The following is a 15723-nucleotide window of genomic DNA, read 5'->3' as shown; positions in this document are numbered from 1 at the left end:
GGGGTCCTCAGCAGTTTTCGAAGTGGGTCTTGCGCTGGCCGCGCAGCACGATGTCGAAGCGGTAGGCCAGGCAGTCCATGGGGTTGGCATGGCTCATGTCGAGCTTGGCGATCAGTTGCTGCACCGCGTCGGGGTTGGCGATCGACTTGACGATCGGGCACATCGGGATCAGCGGGTCGCCCTCGAAATACAGCTGGGTGATCAGCTTGGTGGCGATCGACGGGCCGCTGATGGCGAAGTGGATATGCGCCGGGCGCCAGTCGTTCGGGCCGTTGCGCCATGGGTACGGGCCGGGCTTGATGGTGCGGAAGCTGTAGTAGCCGTCGCGGTCGGTCAGGCAACGGCCGACGCCGCCGAAGTTCGGGTCCAGCGGCGCCAGGTAGCGGTCGTTCTTGTGCCGGTAGCGGCCACCGGCGTTGGCCTGCCACATCTCCACCAGGGTGTTGGCCACCGGCTTGCCGTACTGGTCGACGACCCGGCCGGCGACGATGATGCGCTCACCGATCGGCAGGCCACCGTTGTTGAAGTTCAGCAGCAGGTCATGGTCATGGGCGCCGAAGCCCAGGTGGGAAAAGTCGGGGCCTGTGGTTTCGCTGATCGACTGGGGAATGCTGACCAGCGCCTGGCGCGGCGAGCGGGCGATGGATGTCTTGTAGTCGGGCGTCAGGGCCTTGGGGTGCCAGTTGCGATCACGGATCACGAAGCGGCTGGTGTCCTGGGCGGGCATGCCGGGTTCCTCTCTTGGAATTATGGATATTTCCCATCGGGGCTTCTTCGAAGCCCAATCGCTGGCAGGCCAGCTCCCACAGGGACTTGCAGTTTCAGATAGGTTGCGGGGGATGAACATTGAATTCAGGCATCAGAGGCATAACCAAATGGTTATGAATTAGTGCCTTTGGCCGCAGTGAACTAATCTATTGCTTTGTGTTTCACGCTCTGGAGAGCCCTTATGGAATGGCGAAAAGGCCGACGCAGCGACAACGTGGTCGATGCCCGCGGCGAAGGTGGCGGCGGCGGTGGCATGCGCTTTGGCGGCGGCAAGGGGCTCGGGCTTGGGGCGATCCTGCTGATCGTCGGCATCGGCTGGCTCACCGGCCAAGACCCGCTGCAGATCCTCGGCCAGCTCACCGGCCAGATGGAGCAGCAACAGCCCGCTCCCAGTGGCGCCAGCAACCAGGCGCCCGCGGCCAATGACGAACAGGCGCAGTTCGTCGCCTCGATCCTGGGCGACACCGAAGACACCTGGAAGGCCCTGTTCTCCCAGGCCGGCAAGCAGTACCGCGACCCCAAGCTGGTGCTGTTCAGCGGCCAGGTGAATTCCGCCTGCGGTTTCGCCTCGGCGGCCGTGGGGCCGTTCTACTGCCCGGCGGACCAACGGGTGTACCTGGACATGTCGTTCTTCCGCGAAATGGAAACCCGCTTCGCCGCCGCCGGCGATTTCGCCCAGGCCTATGTGATCGCCCACGAGATCGGCCACCACGTGCAGACCTTGCTCGGCGTTTCGGCCAAAGTCGACGCCGCACGGCGCAACGGCCAGCGCATGGAAGGCGACAACGGCCTGCTGGTGCGCCAGGAGTTGCAGGCCGACTGCCTGGCCGGGGTGTGGGCCTACCAGGCGCAAAAGCGTTTGAACTGGCTGGAGCCAGGTGACGTGGAGGAAGCGCTCAATGCCGCCAATGCCATTGGTGACGACCGCCTGCAGCAACAGGGCCAGGGGCGTGTGGTGCCAGACTCGTTCACCCATGGTACGTCGGCCCAGCGGGTGCGCTGGTTCAAGGCCGGGTTCGCCCAGGGTGAGGTGAACAGCTGCGATACCTTCAGCGCGCGCAGCCTTTGACATTACGTGGGGCCGCCGGGCGGCCCATTCGCGGGCAAGCTCGCTCCCACATAGAGTTACATTTCTGCTGAAAAAGCGTTTCAGCTTCCCCTTCCCTTGCCGATAACCCCTGCACGATTGAGCGGGCATCCAGAACAACAACGCCTCGCGATCGACGATCAAGTGAGCGAAAATTTTCTGGAGAGCGTGCATATGAACAGGTGGTTCGCCAACATCAGCGTCAACCTCAAACTCGGCCTGGGCTTCGGCCTGGTGCTGGTCCTTACCGGCCTGCTGGCCCTGACCGGCTGGACCAGCCTGGGCAGCCTCATCGACCGCAGCAACTGGATGGGCGATATCGCCCAGCTCAACAAGGACCTGACCGACCTGCGCATTGCGCGCCTGCAGTACATGATCGCCAACGGCGACGACGCCGCAGCCGCCAACACCCAGGCCAAGCTCGATGCCTTCAGCAAGCAGCAGGCCTACCTGGCCAGCACCTTCAAGAGCCCGGAGAACGTCAAGCTGCTCAACGAACTGGGGCAGACCATCAGCGAGTACAAGGTCTCGCTGAACAAGATGCGTGCCGGCTACGACAACACCCAGGCCGCCCGCGACGCCATGAACCTGTCCGCCGGCAAGGCCGACGAGGCCATGGACAGCCTGGCCCAGGACGTCATGTCGCGCCCTGAAGCCGACGGCGTGCGCCTGGCCCAATACCAGCTGATCAGCAAGGCGCGCCAACAACTGCTGCAAGTGCGTATCGACGTGCGCGGCTACATTGCCGACAACACCGCGGCCAACGAACAAGCCGCACTGCGCCAGCTCGATGCGGCGCTGTCGGAAACCGCCGAGCTCAAGCGCCAGCTGCCTGCCGAAGCCACCCGCGTGCAGCAGTTCGAGCAATCGGTGCAGGCCTACCGCGATGCCGTGCGCCAGTTCCGTGATGCCGTTGCCGCGATCACCACGGCGCGCGCCGAAATGACCGTGCAGGGCGCCGATATCGTCAAGCGCAGCGACGCGCTGTACAAGATCCAGCTCGAGCGCCGCGACGCCGAAAGCGCCCAGGCCCGCAGCCTGCAGGCCATCGCCACGCTGCTGGCACTGCTCGCCGGCGTGCTGGCCGCGGTGCTCATCACCCGCCAGATCACCCGCCCGCTGCAAGAGACCCTGCACGCCGTGGAGCGCATCGCCGGCGGCGACCTCACCCACGACCTGCGCGTCACCCGCCGCGACGAAATCGGCGTGCTGCAGCAAGGCATCGCGCGCATGGGCACCACCCTGCGCGACCTGATCAGCGGCATCCGCGATGGCGTCACGCAGATCGCCAGCGCCGCCGAAGAGCTGTCGGCGGTGACCGAGCAGACCAGCGCCGGCGCCAACAGCCAGAAGGTCGAAACCGACCAGGTCGCCACTGCCATGCACGAAATGGCCGCGACCGTTCAGGAAGTGGCGCGCAACGCCGAGCAGGCTTCGCACGCCGCCACCGGCGCCGACGACGAAGCGCGGGCGGGCGATCGTGTGGTCGCTGAAGCGATCAGCCAGATCGAGCGCCTGGCCGAAGAAGTGCACCGCTCCACCGAAGCGATGAACCTGCTGCAACAGGAAAGCCAGAAGATCGGCAGCGTCATGGACGTGATCAAGTCGGTGGCCGAACAGACCAACCTGCTGGCGCTCAACGCCGCCATCGAAGCGGCTCGCGCCGGCGAGGCGGGCCGTGGTTTTGCCGTGGTTGCCGATGAAGTGCGCGGCCTGGCCCAGCGCACCCAGAAATCCACTGAAGAGATCGAGGAGCTGGTCGCCGGCCTGCAGCACGGCACCCAGCAAGTGGCCAATGCCATGCACGGCAGCCGCACCCTGACCGACAGCAGTGTGGAGCTGGCGCGCAAGGCCGGGGCTTCGTTGGAGAACATCACCGGCACGGTGTCGAGCATCCAGTCGATGAACCAGCAGATTGCCGCGGCGGCCGAGCAGCAGAGTGCGGTGGCGGAAGAGATCAGCCGCAGCATCCTCAATGTGCGGGATGTGTCGGAGCAGACCGCGGCGGCCAGTGACGAGACGGCGAAGTCCAGCGTGGAGCTGGCTCGCCTGGGTGGGCAGTTGCAGATGCTGGTGAGCCAGTTCCGCGTCTGAGGTTGGGGTTTTGGGGCCGCTTTGCGGCCCTTTCGCGACACAAGGCCGCTCCTACAGGTCCGCGCATGGCTGTAGGAGCGGCCTTGTGTCGCGAAAGGAGGGCAAAGCCCTCCCAGATTACTTGACGATCATCCCCACCCCACGCCCACGCGGGTCGGAAGCGGTCTCCAACTGCGCCCCATTGACCCGGATCGCCTGGATATCGCCCATCTCCCAGCCCTGGTCCTCCAGCACATAGCCCATCTTCTTCAGCTCATCGGCCACCGGCCCGGTCAACGGCGCATAGCTGTCGAAGTAGATGGTGTCCTTGGGCAGCAGCTGATGGTGCACGCGCTGCGCCGCCACCGCCTTGTCCAGCGGCATGCCGTAGTCGTACAGGTTGTTCATCACCTGGAAGATCGAAGTGAAGATCCGCGAGCCACCCGGCGTGCCGATCACCAGCTCGACCTTGCCATCGCGGGTCATCAGGCTCGGGCTCATCGACGACAGCATGCGCTTGCCCGGCTCGATGGCATTGGCATCACCGCCGACCACGCCAAAGGCGTTGGCCGCACCTGGCTTGGCGCTGAAGTCGTCCATCTCGTCGTTGAGCAGGAAGCCCGCGCCCTTCACTACCACGCCGCTGCCGTAGTCGAGGTTGAGGGTGTAGGTGTTGCTGACGGCGTTGCCCTGCTTGTCGACGATCGAGAAGTGCGTGGTCTGGTGCGGCTCCAGGCCCGGCTTCACATCATCGGTTGCGGAAATGGCCTTGGGGTTGACCTGGGCGGCGCGCTTGGCCAGGTAGTCCTTGGCGACCAGCTGGTCGACCGGCACCTTGGTGAAGGCCGGGTCGCCCAGGTAGTCGGCGCGGTCGGCGAACACCCGTTTCTCGATCTCGGCCAGCAGGTGGATGTACTGCGCCGAGTTGTGCGCCACGCCCTTGAAGTCCGCCGCGCGGTCTTCCTTGATGCCCAGCAGCTGGGCCAGGGCGACGCCGCCGGAACTCGGCGGTGGCGCCGTGTACACCACGTTGCCGCGCCAGCTCAGGGCCATCGGCTCGCGCCACACTGCCTTGTAGTCCTTGAGGTCTTCCTTGGTGATCAGGCCCTTGTCGGCCTGCATCTGCGCCACCAGCAGGTCGGCGGTCTTGCCCTGGTAGAACTCGCTGACGCCCTTGTCGGCGATGCGTTCGAGGGTCTGGGCCATTTCCGGCTGCTTGAACAGCTCGCCCACCTTCATGTTGCCGAAGTAGTCGTTGAAGTTGGTGGCGGTCTTGAACAGGCCCTGGGCGTCGTTGCGGTACTGGTACTGTTTTTCGGCGATCTTGAAGCCGTTTTTCGCATAGCCGATGGCTGGGGTCAGCAGCTCGCTCCAGGGCAGCTTGCCGAACTTCTGGTGCGCTTCCCACAGGCCCATCACCGTGCCCGGCACGCCGGCGGCACGCACGCCGACCAGGCTGAGGTTCTCGATGACCTCGCCTTTTTCGTCCAGGTACATGTTGCGGCTGGCAGCCTTGGGCGCCACTTCGCGGTAGTCGAGGAAGTACGGTTTGCCGTCGACGAACAGGGTCATGAAGCCACCGCCGCCGATATTGCCGGCCTCCGGGTAGGTCACGGCCAGGGTGAAGGCGGTGGCCACCGCGGCGTCCACCGCGTTGCCGCCCTTCTTCAGGATATCGGCGGCTACCTGTGCGCCATATTGATCGGGCGCGGCCACCGCGCCACCTTCCAAGGTCACCGCATAGGCCGAAGAACAGCTCAGGATCGCGGCCCCGAGCGCCAGGGACTGGAACAGGACAATACGCATGACACTTCCTTGGTGTTGTTTTTGTTGATCAGTCAGTAAGGCCGAAGCCGGCCGACTGTGCAATCACACGTAGGAAATTTCGCCGCCCTTGGGCAGGATCTGTCGCGTTCAGGCAACTCAGCAGGCGTACATGGCCAGCTTGCGCTGGATGAAATCGAGGAAGCACTGGATGCGCAGGGCCAGTTGCGTGTTGCGGTAGTACACGGCGTGGATCGGCTGGCGGTAGCCGTTGTTGGCATCCTCGAGCAGCACCTGCAGGCGCCCGGCGCGGATGTCTTCGTGGGTCATGAAGTGCGACAGGCTGACGATGCCCTCACCGGCCAGCGCCAGCTGGCGCAGGGTTTCGCCGCTGGAGGCCAGCAGCGCCGGGCGGATCGGCCAGCGGTCGCCCTGGGCATGGCGCAGTGGCCAGTGGTTGAGCGATTCGGGCTGGCTGAAGCCGAGCAGGCAGTGCTGGCTGAGGTCTTCGACACGCGCGGGCGTGCCGTGCTGCTCCAGGTAGGCCGGGCTGGCCAGCACCTGCACCGGGCTGCAGCCCAGCGCGCGGGCATGCAGGCTGGAGTCGGCCAGCTCGCCGATGCGGATGGCCACGTCGGTGCTCTGCTCCAGCAGGTCGATGATCAGGTCGTCGGTGTTCAGTTCCAGCTCGATACCGGGGTACTGGCGGCGAAACTCGCCGATCCACGGCAGGATGGCATGCAGCATGAAGGGGGCAGCCGCGTTGATGCGCAGGCGGCCGGAGGCGGTTTGCCGGTGCATCGACAGGCGCTCCTCCATGTCGTCCATCTGCTCCAGGATCAGCCGCGAGCGCTCGAGGAAAAAGCGCCCTTCCTCGGTCAGGTCCATGCGCCGGGTGGTGCGGTTGACCAGGGTGGTACCGAGCTTGGCCTCCAGGCGCGACAAGGTGCGGCTGACCGCCGAGGGCGTCTGGCCGATCTGTTCGGCGGCCGCGGAGATCGAGCCGCAGTCGATCACGGCGACGAATACCTGGAGTTCTTCGGATCGGGTTTTCACATGGCCGCCTGTGTCTGCTGTTCGCGCTGATAGATAGCCGCTTGCTGGCAGCAAGTCCAGTCAAACAGCCTGGCCGAACACCTTGTCCAGGTGCGCCTCATAGGCTGCCAGCGCTGCCGGTACGTCCGGGCGCTTCATCACATCCACCGCGAGGAAGGTCGGCAGGCCGCTCATGCCGAGGAACTGGTTGGCCTTGTGGAACGGGAAGTACACCGCATCCACACCCTTGCCTTCGAAGAAGTCGCTGGGGTCGTCGAATGCCTGCTGCGGCGCGTTCCAGGTCAGTGACAACATGTACTGCTTGCCTTGCAGCAGGCCACCGCTGCCGTATTTTTGCGAGGCATCGGAACGGGTGCGGCCATCGTTGGCGTAGAGGCTGCCGTGGCCGGCGGTGAAGACCTCGTCGATGTACTGCTTCACGGTCCAGGGCGCGCCCATCCACCAGCCGGGCATCTGATAGATGATCACGTCGGCCCAGAGGAATTTCTCCACCTCGGCCTGTACGTCGTAGCCACCGTCGATGAAGGTTTGCTGCACGTCGAAACCGGCACGGTCCAGGTGCGCCAGCGCGGCGTCGTGCAGGGTCTGGTTGAGGCGGCCGTCGGAGTGGGCGAATTGTTTGCCGCCATTGAGCAGAAGAATCTTTTTCATGCTGACCTCGCGTCAAGGAATCAATGGCCGGCAGATTAGGCATTCGTGGGCACGGGAAACAGCAGGTGCGGGGCAAAATACAATTGATCTGAAGTCACGAATGCATGAACTATTCTTGCCGTAGAATCGTTTCATCTTCCTCCCACGAGTCGTTACCCATGAGTGAGCAACACGCCTTCATCCTCAAGGCCAAGACCCGCCCAGAAATGGCCGAAGCTTTCGAAAACCTGTTCCGCGCCTATGTGGAGCCAAGCCGCCAGGAACCCGGCTGCATCGAGTACCACATGCTGCGCGACAAAGAGGACCCGAGCCTGTTCGTGTTCTATGAGGTGTGGGCCGACAAGGCCGCCCTGGACGTGCACTCGGCGCTGCCGCACATGGCCGCGTTCTTCGAAAAGCGCATGGACTACCTGGAGCGCGATTTCGACATCCAGATGATCGAGATGCTCAGCGCCTCCTCCGCTAGCCGTTGACCATCAGGTGGCCGCCCAGCACGGCCAGGCCGATGAAGAAGCAGCGTTTGAACAGCGCCGCACTGATGCGCTGGCGCAGCCACTGGCCGGCCAGCATGCCCAGCAGTGCCGGCGCCAGCATCAGCAGTGAAGCCCCCAACGCCTGGCCGCCCAGGGCATCCTGCCCGGCCAGGCCGCAGGCCAGCGCCACGGTGGACACGGTGAATGCCAGGCCCAGCGCCTGGATCAACGCATCGCGGTTCAGGCCCAGGCTCTGCAGGTAAGGCACGGCCGGTATCACGAACACGCCAGTGGCCGCAGTGACCACACCGGTCAGCAAGCCGCACAGCGGCCCGAGCCAGCCTTCCCGGTGCGCGGCCACCCGCAGTTGTGGGCCAAGCAGCCCGTACAGCGCGTAGATCACCAAGGCGCCGCCCAGTGCGTGCGCGGCCCACGGCCCACTGTCGATACCCAGCCAGGTACTGCCGGCCAGCGTGCCGACGAAGATCATCACCAGCATCGGCCCCAGCCGCCGCAACAATGCCGGCAGGTGCCCACCGGCTGCCAGTTGCCAAAGGTTGGTGAGGGTCGAGGGCACGATCAGCAGTGCCGCAGCCTGCGCCGGGGGCATAGCCAGCCCGAGCAGGCCCATGGCGATGGTCGGCAGGCCAAGGCCGATCACCCCTTTGACCGCGCCGGCCAGCAGGAAGGTAACGATGACCAGCACAGTGAGTGCCGGGCCTATGTTCTGGTAGAAAGCGATCAAGGTATTCATGGCCGCCATCATGGCCTGCGCCGAGCGGGCTGAAAATCTGCCATATACTCAGCCAGACTCTTGCCAGGACAGAGGCTGATGCACTTCGACCTGATTGACCTTGCGCTGTTCCAGCACACCCTGGAATGCGGCAACATCACTGCCGGCGCACGCCGCAGCCATCTTTCGCTGCCCGCGGCCAGCGCGCGCATCCGCGCCATGGAAGCCTCGCTGGGTACCACGCTGCTCGAACGCAACCGCCGCGGCGTGCAGCCAACCCCCGCAGGCCAGGCGCTGCTGCAGCATGCACGGCAGATCGGCCAGCAGGTCGAACGCCTGCAGTTCGACCTGGCCCAGTACGCCCAAGGCCAGCAAGGCCAGGTGCGGCTGCTGTGCAACACGGCGGCGTTGACCGAATACCTGCCGGAGCTGCTGGCCAGCTACCTTGCCGACAACCCTGGGGTGAGTGTCGATGTGCAGGAGCTGCCGAGCCTTCGCATCGTGCAGTCGATCACCCAGGGCATGGCCGACCTGGGCGTCATCTCCACGGCCGCGCCCAGCACGCACCTGCAGACCCTGCCATTTCGCGACGACCCGCTGGTGCTGGTGACCCCGCTCGATCACCCCCTCGCCGCGCAACCCGCGCCAAGCTTCATCGACAGCCTCGCCCATGGCCATGTCGGGCTGGGCGCGAACAGTGCCCTGGCGCTGTACCTGGAGGAACAGGCCCTGCGCGAAGGGCGGCGGATGCAGGTGCGGGTGCGGGCCGAAGGGTTCGACGGGGTGATCCGCATGGTGGCAAGTGGGGCCGGGGTCGGCGTCGTGCCGATGGCATCGGTGAAGCGTTGGCAGGGCGTGCTGGGGCTGCATTGGGTGGCGCTTGCAGAAGCGTGGGCCAACCGGCGGCTGTTGTTGTGCTCGCGGGATTTTGCCGGGTTGCCGGGGTATGCAGCGGGGTTGGTAGAGCGCTTGGCACAGGCTTGTGAATGATCGTCACCTGAGTGGGCCCATCAGGCTGGCGATGCCAGCTAGCAACTCAACACTGGGCTGCAGATAGCGCGGCCAGACAGCTAAAGGTCGAGCCCAGGCAACTGCGGCGTAGCCAATGGCCCTATGGTGACCCGTCATTCAGCCAGTCACCAGGAGTTGTGCCATGTCCGATTTCATCACCGTTATGCGCGAAACCTGCCCGACGCCGGTCGTGGACGCGACCAAGTGGAAGCGCATCGGCGGCGACCCGCACACCGTCAACCTCAATGCCTACCTGTCGGCCGACGGCAGCAAGATCATGGGCACCTGGATCTGCACGCCCGGCAAGTTCGAAGTCAACTACGAGAAGTGGGAGTTCTGCCACTTCCTCGAGGGCTACTGCATCATCACCCCGGAAGGCGAGGCGCCGAAGCATTTGAAGGCGGGTGATGTGTTCGTGATCGAACCGGGGATGAAGGGCACCTGGGAAGTGGTCGAGACCGTGCGCAAGTATTTCGTCTTCGCCTGACCATCTGGCCGGCGATAGGGCCGCCCAGACAAAAAAAATCGCAGGTCAGGCGCCCTTCCCTCTGGTGCGCAGTTACAGAGGGAAAGCCGCCCGGCCCGCGATGAAGCCCCTCGCTCGTCAATCCTTCTTGCGGTACCCCTCGACGATCGCCGAGAAGTCCTTGCCACCCTCACCACGCAGGCTCATGGCCTGGTACAGCTGCTGGGCCACGGCGCCGAGGATCACCGGCTGGTGCGCCTGGCGTGCGGCCTCGGTGGCCAGGCCCAGGTCCTTGAGCATCAGTTCGGCGCCAAAGCCGCCGGTATAACCGCGCGATGCCGGCGCCGTGTCGATGATGCCCGGCCACGGGTTGTAGGTGTCAGAGCTCCAGCAACGGCCGGTCGAACTGTTGATGATGCCGGCCAGCACCTTGGTGTCGATGCCCAGCGCATTGCCCAGGGCCATCGCCTCGGACACGCCGATCATCGAGATGCCCAGCAGCAGGTTGTTGCAGATCTTGGCGATCTGGCCGGTGCCGACCTCGCCGCAATGCACGATGTTGCGGCCCATCTGCTCCAGCACCGGCTTGAGCGTGGCGAACAGCTCGGCGCTGGCACCGACCATGAAGGTCAGGGTGCCCGCCGCCGCGCCACCGGTGCCGCCGGAGACTGGCGCATCACCCATGTCCACGCCCTTGGCCGCGGCGGCCTTGGACACTTCCCGGGCGGTCTGCGGGTCGATGGTGCTGCAGTCCACTGTAGGCGTGCCGGGGCGCACGCCGGCCAGCACACCGTCGTCGTTGAGGTAGACGCTGCGCACATGGGCCGCAGCCGGCAGCATGGTGATGACCAGCTCGCTGCTGGCCGCCGCTTCCTTGGGCGAGGCGCTGACCTGCCCGCCCAGCTCGGCGAGCTCGGCCAGCACGGTCTTGTTCAGGTCGAACAGGTGCAACTGGTGCCCGGCCTTGATCAGGTTGCGGGCCATGGGCGCTCCCATGTTGCCCAGGCCGATGAATGCGATACGCATGGCGAACTACTCCTTAGCGCAGGCTGATGGTGGTGTTCACACCGTCGTTGACGCTGTCGTCATCGAACCAGCGGGCGGTGACGGTCTTGGTCTGAGTGTAGAACTGCACCACTTGCTTGCCGTATGGGCCGAGGTCGCCAAGCTTGGAGCCGCGCGAACCTGTGAAGCTGAAGAACGGCACCGGGACTGGAATCGGGATGTTGATGCCGACCTGGCCGATGTCGATTTCGCTCTGGAACTTGCGCGCCGCCGCACCGCTTTGCGTGAACAGGCCGGTGCCGTTGCCGAACGGGTTGGCATTGACCAGGGCGATGGCCTCGTCGAGGGTGTCGACTTCCAGGGTCACCAGCACCGGGCCGAAGATTTCCTGGGTGTACACCTGCATGTCGGTCTTGACCCCGGAGAACAGGGTCGGGCCGACGAAGTTGCCCTGCTCGTAGCCCGGCACCTTCACGTCACGGCCATCGAGTTCGAGCTTGGCGCCTTCCTTGATGCCGCTTTCGATCAGGCCCAGCACGCGCTCCTTGGCCCGCTTGGAAACCACCGGGCCAACGTCGGTGCCCGGCTCGCTACCGGCATTGACCTTGAGCTTGCTGGCCGCCGCCTTGATGTCCGGCAGCCATTCCCGCGCCTTGCCCACCAGCACCGCCACCGAGGTGGCCATGCAGCGCTGGCCGGCAGCCCCGAAGGCGGCCCCGACCAGGGCGTTGATGGTTTGCGTGCGGTTGGCATCAGGCAGCACCACAGCGTGGTTCTTGGCGCCCATCATCGATTGCACGCGCTTGCCGTGCTGGCTGCCCAGGTTGTACACGTGGGTGCCGACTTCGGTGGAGCCAACGAAGGAAATCGCCTTGATGTCCTTGTGGGTGCAGATCGCGTCCACCACTTGCTTGCCGCCGTGCACCACGTTGAGCACACCGGCCGGCACGCCGGCTTCCAGCGCCAGCTCGACCAGCATCATGGTCGACAGCGGGTCCTGTTCGGACGGCTTGAGCACGAAGGTGTTGCCGCAGACGATCGCCATCGGGAACATCCACAGCGGGATCATCGCCGGGAAGTTGAACGGGGTGATGCCGGCGCACACGCCGATCGGCTGGCGCAGGGTGTAGGTGTCCACGCCACCGGCGACGTTCTCGGCGAACTCGCCCATCTGCAGGGTGCCGATGGAGGCCGCGTGCTCGACCACTTCCAGGCCGCGGAAGATGTCACCTTCGGCATCGGCCAGGGTCTTGCCCTGCTCGGCGCTGAGGGTCTGGGCGATGCGCTTGGTGTGTTCGCGGATCAGCGCCTGCAGCTTGAGCATGATGCGCATGCGCGCGCCGATCGGGGTGTCGCGCCAGGTCTTGAAGGCGCGCTCGGCGGCAGCCACGGCGGCGTCCACTTCTTCGACGGTGGCAAACGGCACCCGCGCCAGCACTTGCTGGGTGGCCGGGTTGACGATGTCGCGCCACTCGGTGGTTTTCGATTCGACCCACTGGCCGTCGATCAGCAGCTTGACCTGCTCGACCTGGGTCTTGGTGGGGGATTGTGGTGCGTTCATCTGGGTTCTCCTTGGAATTATTGTCAGGACGAGATCGCCAGCGCCGGGCAAACGCGAGGTGGCGTCATGGGGCTTTTTTCGAGTATAGATGTGCAAACATCCAACAAGAACGCACAAAAAAACCGGATCAACATGCAAAAAGACCTGACCTCCCTCAGTACGCTGAACTGGGACGACCTGAAGTTCTTCCTCGAGGTGGCGCGCACTCGCAAGGCCAGCAGCGCCGCGAAACGGCTGAGCGTCGACTACACCACGGTGTCGCGGCGCATCACCTCGCTGGAGGGTGCGCTGGGCACATTGCTGTTCGAAAAGTCCCGCACCAACGGCTTCGTGCTGACCGCCGAGGGGCAGCGCCTGCTGGGCTATGCCGAGTCGATCGAAAGCACCCTGCACATGGCCTGCGAGCAGGTATCCGGCTCGGGCGTGGCGCTGTCGGGGCATGTGCGCATGGGCTGCACCGAGGGCTTCGGCAGCTTTTTCGTCACCCCGCAACTGAGCCATTTCGTCGACGCCTACCCGGCGATTTCGGTGGACATCCTGCCGCTGCCGCACTTCATCAGCCTTTCAAAGCGCGAGGCGGATATCGTCATCGCCCTGGAGCGGCCGGAACATGGGCCCTATGTGTGCTGCAAGCTGTGCGACTACCGGTTGCGGCTGTATGCCACCCAGGGCTACCTGGACAGCCATGCACCGATTCGCCAGGTCAGCGACCTGGTGGGCCACCCGTTCATCAGCTATGTGGACGACCTGGCGTTCAGCTCGGAGCTGCTGTACTTGGCCAACCTGATCCCCAATGCCAGCGCGCACCTGCGCAGCACCAGCGTGATCGCGCAATACACGGCGGCGCTGCAGGGGCGCGGGTTGGCGATCTTGCCGTGCTTCTTGGCGGCGCAGGATCCGCGGCTGGTGACGGTGTTGCCGGAGGAGATCGAGGTGACGCGGCAGTTCTGGATGTATTGCCGGGAGGATTTGAGGAAGTTGAAGCGGATCACCCTGTTGTGGGATTACATCCGTGGAGTGACCGAGGCAAATGCGCCGTTGTTGATGGGCGAGACCCAGGAGATGAAGTTTGCTCAGGCGTAGATCGACAAAAAGTAAGGGTGCCTCATCCAACCCAGGCCGATGGGGCCGTGGCAACGACTTGTGACAGGGGTTGTGACAGCAATTGTGACACCTTTGAGCGCCCTCCGATGCAGGTAGCGACTAAGGCACAAAGCTCCAGCAGTCGTCACAGTCTCCCGCTGCACCCGGACCTACTGCACCTGGGCCTGCTTCAACACGTCGAGTCATCCAGAGCCAGTGGCGCTGAACGTGTATTCCCTGAGCTGGAAGCCGTACGCGGCAAGCTCGGCCATGTGAATCGCCCATGATTCGCTGTATTGGAGATGTCATTGTGAATTTTTATTTTGTTGGTGACGACCTTCTTAATCGTTAGCTGCTTCACTATTTGTCCTCAATGGAGTCGATTCCGCTTCAGCGATTTACGCTGCTTTCCCCGCTAGCCAGCCTACCACCGGCACGACAATAGATACGGCCAGAGCAATACCAGACATCACCGTCGCCCACAGAAACTTACTGTTTTCCTGCTGGAGGCCAGCTAAAACGGAAGCCAGCAATGGGAAATTGACGCAACGGTTATCCTCGCCAGCAATAGGAGTATAGAAGGCGACCCTACTTCCATCGGCCCTGATATAACCGTACTTTTCCTCCATGTGGTAGTACAGTCGGCCGAACACTATATCGCTATCTACATTCAATTCTCTAGCGATCATCTTGCAATCAATTGGTACGTATATTTTCGACCTGCGACCGTTCTGGACACCGTTCTCCCCAGAATGGTTCGTGAATTCTTCGTAGTACAACTTATAAATAATGTCTAAGACTCTACGATCAGAGGGAGTTTTCATCTTTGGCATCCTTGGCTGAGATAGCTCAGTTTACCATGCTGGCGCCAGGCCATCAGTCCACCCCCGATGCCAGCGACCCACATCATCCTGTAAGCTTTCAGGACCATGCATCACCGCCAGGATAAGGGAATCCCCGATCTGGACGACAAGGCCGCCGCAACCGCTGACGCCCTAGAACTACTGATGATGAATCAGGCAGCCCTCAGAGCCGCTATCGAGGAGCTGAGCACCTGGATTCGCCAACGTGGCTCTGTGAACGTCCATGACAACACGATGATGGCTTTGCAGGCTCTCGACACGAACGCTGATGCTATCGCTTCAACGATTGATTGCCTACGGAAGCAGCCGCGTGTTTAGTAGTAGCGTCCGCTTAGGTAAACGGACGCCCTATAACCAGCCCAAACGCCGCTAGAGATTATTCTTAAGCCAATCGGAACCAGCCTTATTAAACCCGTTCCAAGCACCATCGCCAGTCAATTTGACCACCAACAGCTCATCATTTTGGTCAATGTAGGGCAGTAGGTAGTCCCGAATCGAAATGCAGGTACTATCAGACTTAACAATCCAAGTCGAATCTAGGTGGTGCCACCATATCCCCACCCTTTTGATGGCCTCGATGAGTTCACCGTAATTCTGAGCGGGCTTGTTTAAGTCATAGCCAATGAGAAATGTAGCCATAGGTCAACTCTCCAAAGTGATTTAACAAAGCGGCGTCAAAACCGCCCAATTGCTTGAGCGGTTCAACAGAGCTAGGTCAGCGAGGGAGCGATCTGAGGTGCTGACATACGTCCTCCCACCTTCCGAAGCGGAAGCGGCGGTAGCGATGCACAAGCACACACTTGGAGCTGGCACTAATGGTCATGATGGTCTTACCTTTGTGAATGCGAGAGTGGTTCGCAAGCATCCAGAGGCGACCACCAATCAGTTACCTGTTGACGGCTAGGTCAGCAGTTGGCTAAATGGCGTCCTTCTCTCGATGTAAGCGTCTACAAACGTATGCGTCGGAGGGTGCGGGTAGTCACGTTTCTGTCGCCAAACGTATCGTGGCTACCTGCATGCATTCTTCAGCAGAACCCCCTTAATTGGGGGTTTTTGCGTTTGTGCTGCCACCATAGCGGCATCTTTTTCCACAATCAATAGCTCTGCGCCACCACCACCTGTTACTAAC

14 protein-coding genes are annotated in these 15723 nt (G+C 63.2%); 6 read left to right on the top strand and 8 right to left on the bottom strand.

Features of this window, described 5'->3' with window-relative positions; all coding sequences use genetic code 11:
* Nucleotides 1–7: 7 nt before the first annotated feature.
* A complete protein-coding gene (gene pcaH, locus L6D75_RS22855) occupies nt 8–727 on the bottom strand; it encodes a protocatechuate 3,4-dioxygenase subunit beta (RefSeq protein WP_176515026.1) in 720 nt (239 codons plus the stop codon).
* Between the two features lie 222 nt (nt 728–949).
* Between pcaH and ypfJ the strand changes: the two genes are divergently transcribed.
* Together ypfJ and L6D75_RS27665 are read left to right on the top strand one after the other, a co-directional pair.
* The gene (ypfJ, locus tag L6D75_RS22850) at nt 950–1837 is read left to right on the top strand and encodes a KPN_02809 family neutral zinc metallopeptidase (protein WP_176515028.1); all 888 of its coding nucleotides are present in this window, start codon (nt 950–952) and stop codon (nt 1835–1837) included.
* 192 nt (nt 1838–2029) lie between these two features.
* Nucleotides 2030–3949 (top strand): methyl-accepting chemotaxis protein, encoded by a 1920-nt coding sequence (locus L6D75_RS27665; protein WP_176515030.1) that lies wholly within the window; start codon nt 2030–2032, stop codon nt 3947–3949.
* Between the two features lie 117 nt (nt 3950–4066).
* Here L6D75_RS27665 and ggt read toward each other — a convergent pair whose 3' ends face one another.
* The 3 genes from ggt to mdaB all read right to left on the bottom strand — a co-directional run bounded on the left by ggt (nt 4067) and on the right by mdaB (nt 7399).
* Nucleotides 4067–5734 (bottom strand): gamma-glutamyltransferase, encoded by a 1668-nt coding sequence (gene ggt, locus L6D75_RS22840; protein WP_176517458.1) that lies wholly within the window; start codon nt 5732–5734, stop codon nt 4067–4069.
* A gap of 117 nt (nt 5735–5851) precedes the next feature.
* Nucleotides 5852–6748 carry a LysR family transcriptional regulator gene (locus L6D75_RS22835; RefSeq protein ID WP_176517459.1) on the bottom strand — a complete coding sequence of 299 codons (897 nt, stop codon included), beginning with the start codon at nt 6746–6748 and terminating at the stop codon, nt 5852–5854.
* 60 nt (nt 6749–6808) lie between these two features.
* Nucleotides 6809–7399, bottom strand: coding sequence for an NADPH:quinone oxidoreductase MdaB (gene mdaB, locus L6D75_RS22830; protein ID WP_176517460.1), 591 nt, complete (start codon nt 7397–7399; stop codon nt 6809–6811).
* Between the two features lie 158 nt (nt 7400–7557).
* Between mdaB and L6D75_RS22825 the strand changes: the two genes are divergently transcribed.
* Nucleotides 7558–7872: a putative quinol monooxygenase gene (locus L6D75_RS22825; RefSeq protein ID WP_176517461.1), complete on the top strand. Its 315-nt coding sequence runs from the start codon at nt 7558–7560 to the stop codon at nt 7870–7872.
* Here the strand turns inward: L6D75_RS22825 and L6D75_RS22820 are convergent.
* The gene (locus L6D75_RS22820; protein ID WP_176517462.1) at nt 7862–8626 is read right to left on the bottom strand and encodes a sulfite exporter TauE/SafE family protein; all 765 of its coding nucleotides are present in this window, start codon (nt 8624–8626) and stop codon (nt 7862–7864) included. The two genes, L6D75_RS22825 and L6D75_RS22820, sit on opposite strands and share 11 nt — an antisense overlap.
* A 78-nt stretch (nt 8627–8704) precedes the next feature.
* On the opposite strand from L6D75_RS22820, the gene L6D75_RS22815 reads away from it, so the two are divergent.
* Both L6D75_RS22815 and L6D75_RS22810 read left to right on the top strand, forming a co-directional pair.
* Nucleotides 8705–9595 carry a LysR family transcriptional regulator gene (locus L6D75_RS22815; RefSeq protein WP_176517463.1) on the top strand — a complete coding sequence of 297 codons (891 nt, stop codon included), beginning with the start codon at nt 8705–8707 and terminating at the stop codon, nt 9593–9595.
* A 163-nt stretch (nt 9596–9758) separates the two neighbouring features.
* A complete protein-coding gene (locus tag L6D75_RS22810; RefSeq protein ID WP_176517464.1) occupies nt 9759–10103 on the top strand; it encodes a cupin domain-containing protein in 345 nt (114 codons plus the stop codon).
* A gap of 117 nt (nt 10104–10220) precedes the next feature.
* Here L6D75_RS22810 and mmsB read toward each other — a convergent pair whose 3' ends face one another.
* A complete protein-coding gene (gene mmsB / locus L6D75_RS22805; protein ID WP_176517465.1) occupies nt 10221–11108 on the bottom strand; it encodes a 3-hydroxyisobutyrate dehydrogenase in 888 nt (295 codons plus the stop codon).
* A 13-nt stretch (nt 11109–11121) separates the two neighbouring features.
* Entirely contained in the window at nt 11122–12648 is a 1527-nt protein-coding gene (locus L6D75_RS22800; RefSeq protein ID WP_176517466.1) for a CoA-acylating methylmalonate-semialdehyde dehydrogenase, read from the bottom strand.
* Between the two features lie 132 nt (nt 12649–12780).
* Between L6D75_RS22800 and L6D75_RS22795 the strand changes: the two genes are divergently transcribed.
* Nucleotides 12781–13731: a LysR family transcriptional regulator gene (locus L6D75_RS22795; RefSeq protein ID WP_176517467.1), complete on the top strand. Its 951-nt coding sequence runs from the start codon at nt 12781–12783 to the stop codon at nt 13729–13731.
* 398 nt (nt 13732–14129) lie between these two features.
* Here the strand turns inward: L6D75_RS22795 and L6D75_RS22785 are convergent, their stop codons facing one another.
* A complete protein-coding gene (locus L6D75_RS22785; RefSeq protein ID WP_176517468.1) occupies nt 14130–14420 on the bottom strand; it encodes a hypothetical protein in 291 nt (96 codons plus the stop codon).
* Between the last annotated feature and the right edge of the window lie 1303 nt (nt 14421–15723).

The sequence above is a fragment of the Pseudomonas faucium genome (assembly GCF_021602585.1).
Classification (GTDB): Bacteria; Pseudomonadota; Gammaproteobacteria; order Pseudomonadales; family Pseudomonadaceae; genus Aquipseudomonas; species Aquipseudomonas faucium.
This window is presented reverse-complemented; position numbering and strand designations above follow the sequence as displayed.

Bases quoted from the DNA above. Each gene is read 5' to 3' on its own strand.
- pcaH (WP_176515026.1), bottom strand. From the start codon at position 727: ATGCCCGCCCAGGACACCAGCCGCTTCGTGATCCGTGATCGCAACTGG.
- ypfJ (WP_176515028.1), top strand. From the start codon at position 950: ATGGAATGGCGAAAAGGCCGACGCAGCGACAACGTGGTCGATGCCCGC.
- L6D75_RS27665 (WP_176515030.1), top strand. From the start codon at position 2,030: ATGAACAGGTGGTTCGCCAACATCAGCGTCAACCTCAAACTCGGCCTG.
- ggt (WP_176517458.1), bottom strand. From the start codon at position 5,734: ATGCGTATTGTCCTGTTCCAGTCCCTGGCGCTCGGGGCCGCGATCCTG.
- mdaB (WP_176517460.1), bottom strand. From the start codon at position 7,399: ATGAAAAAGATTCTTCTGCTCAATGGCGGCAAACAATTCGCCCACTCC.
- L6D75_RS22825 (WP_176517461.1), top strand. From the start codon at position 7,558: ATGAGTGAGCAACACGCCTTCATCCTCAAGGCCAAGACCCGCCCAGAA.
- L6D75_RS22820 (WP_176517462.1), bottom strand. From the start codon at position 8,626: ATGAATACCTTGATCGCTTTCTACCAGAACATAGGCCCGGCACTCACT.
- L6D75_RS22815 (WP_176517463.1), top strand. From the start codon at position 8,705: ATGCACTTCGACCTGATTGACCTTGCGCTGTTCCAGCACACCCTGGAA.
- L6D75_RS22810 (WP_176517464.1), top strand. From the start codon at position 9,759: ATGTCCGATTTCATCACCGTTATGCGCGAAACCTGCCCGACGCCGGTC.
- mmsB (WP_176517465.1), bottom strand. From the start codon at position 11,108: ATGCGTATCGCATTCATCGGCCTGGGCAACATGGGAGCGCCCATGGCC.
- L6D75_RS22800 (WP_176517466.1), bottom strand. From the start codon at position 12,648: ATGAACGCACCACAATCCCCCACCAAGACCCAGGTCGAGCAGGTCAAG.
- L6D75_RS22795 (WP_176517467.1), top strand. From the start codon at position 12,781: ATGCAAAAAGACCTGACCTCCCTCAGTACGCTGAACTGGGACGACCTG.
- L6D75_RS22785 (WP_176517468.1), bottom strand. From the start codon at position 14,420: ATGATCGCTAGAGAATTGAATGTAGATAGCGATATAGTGTTCGGCCGA.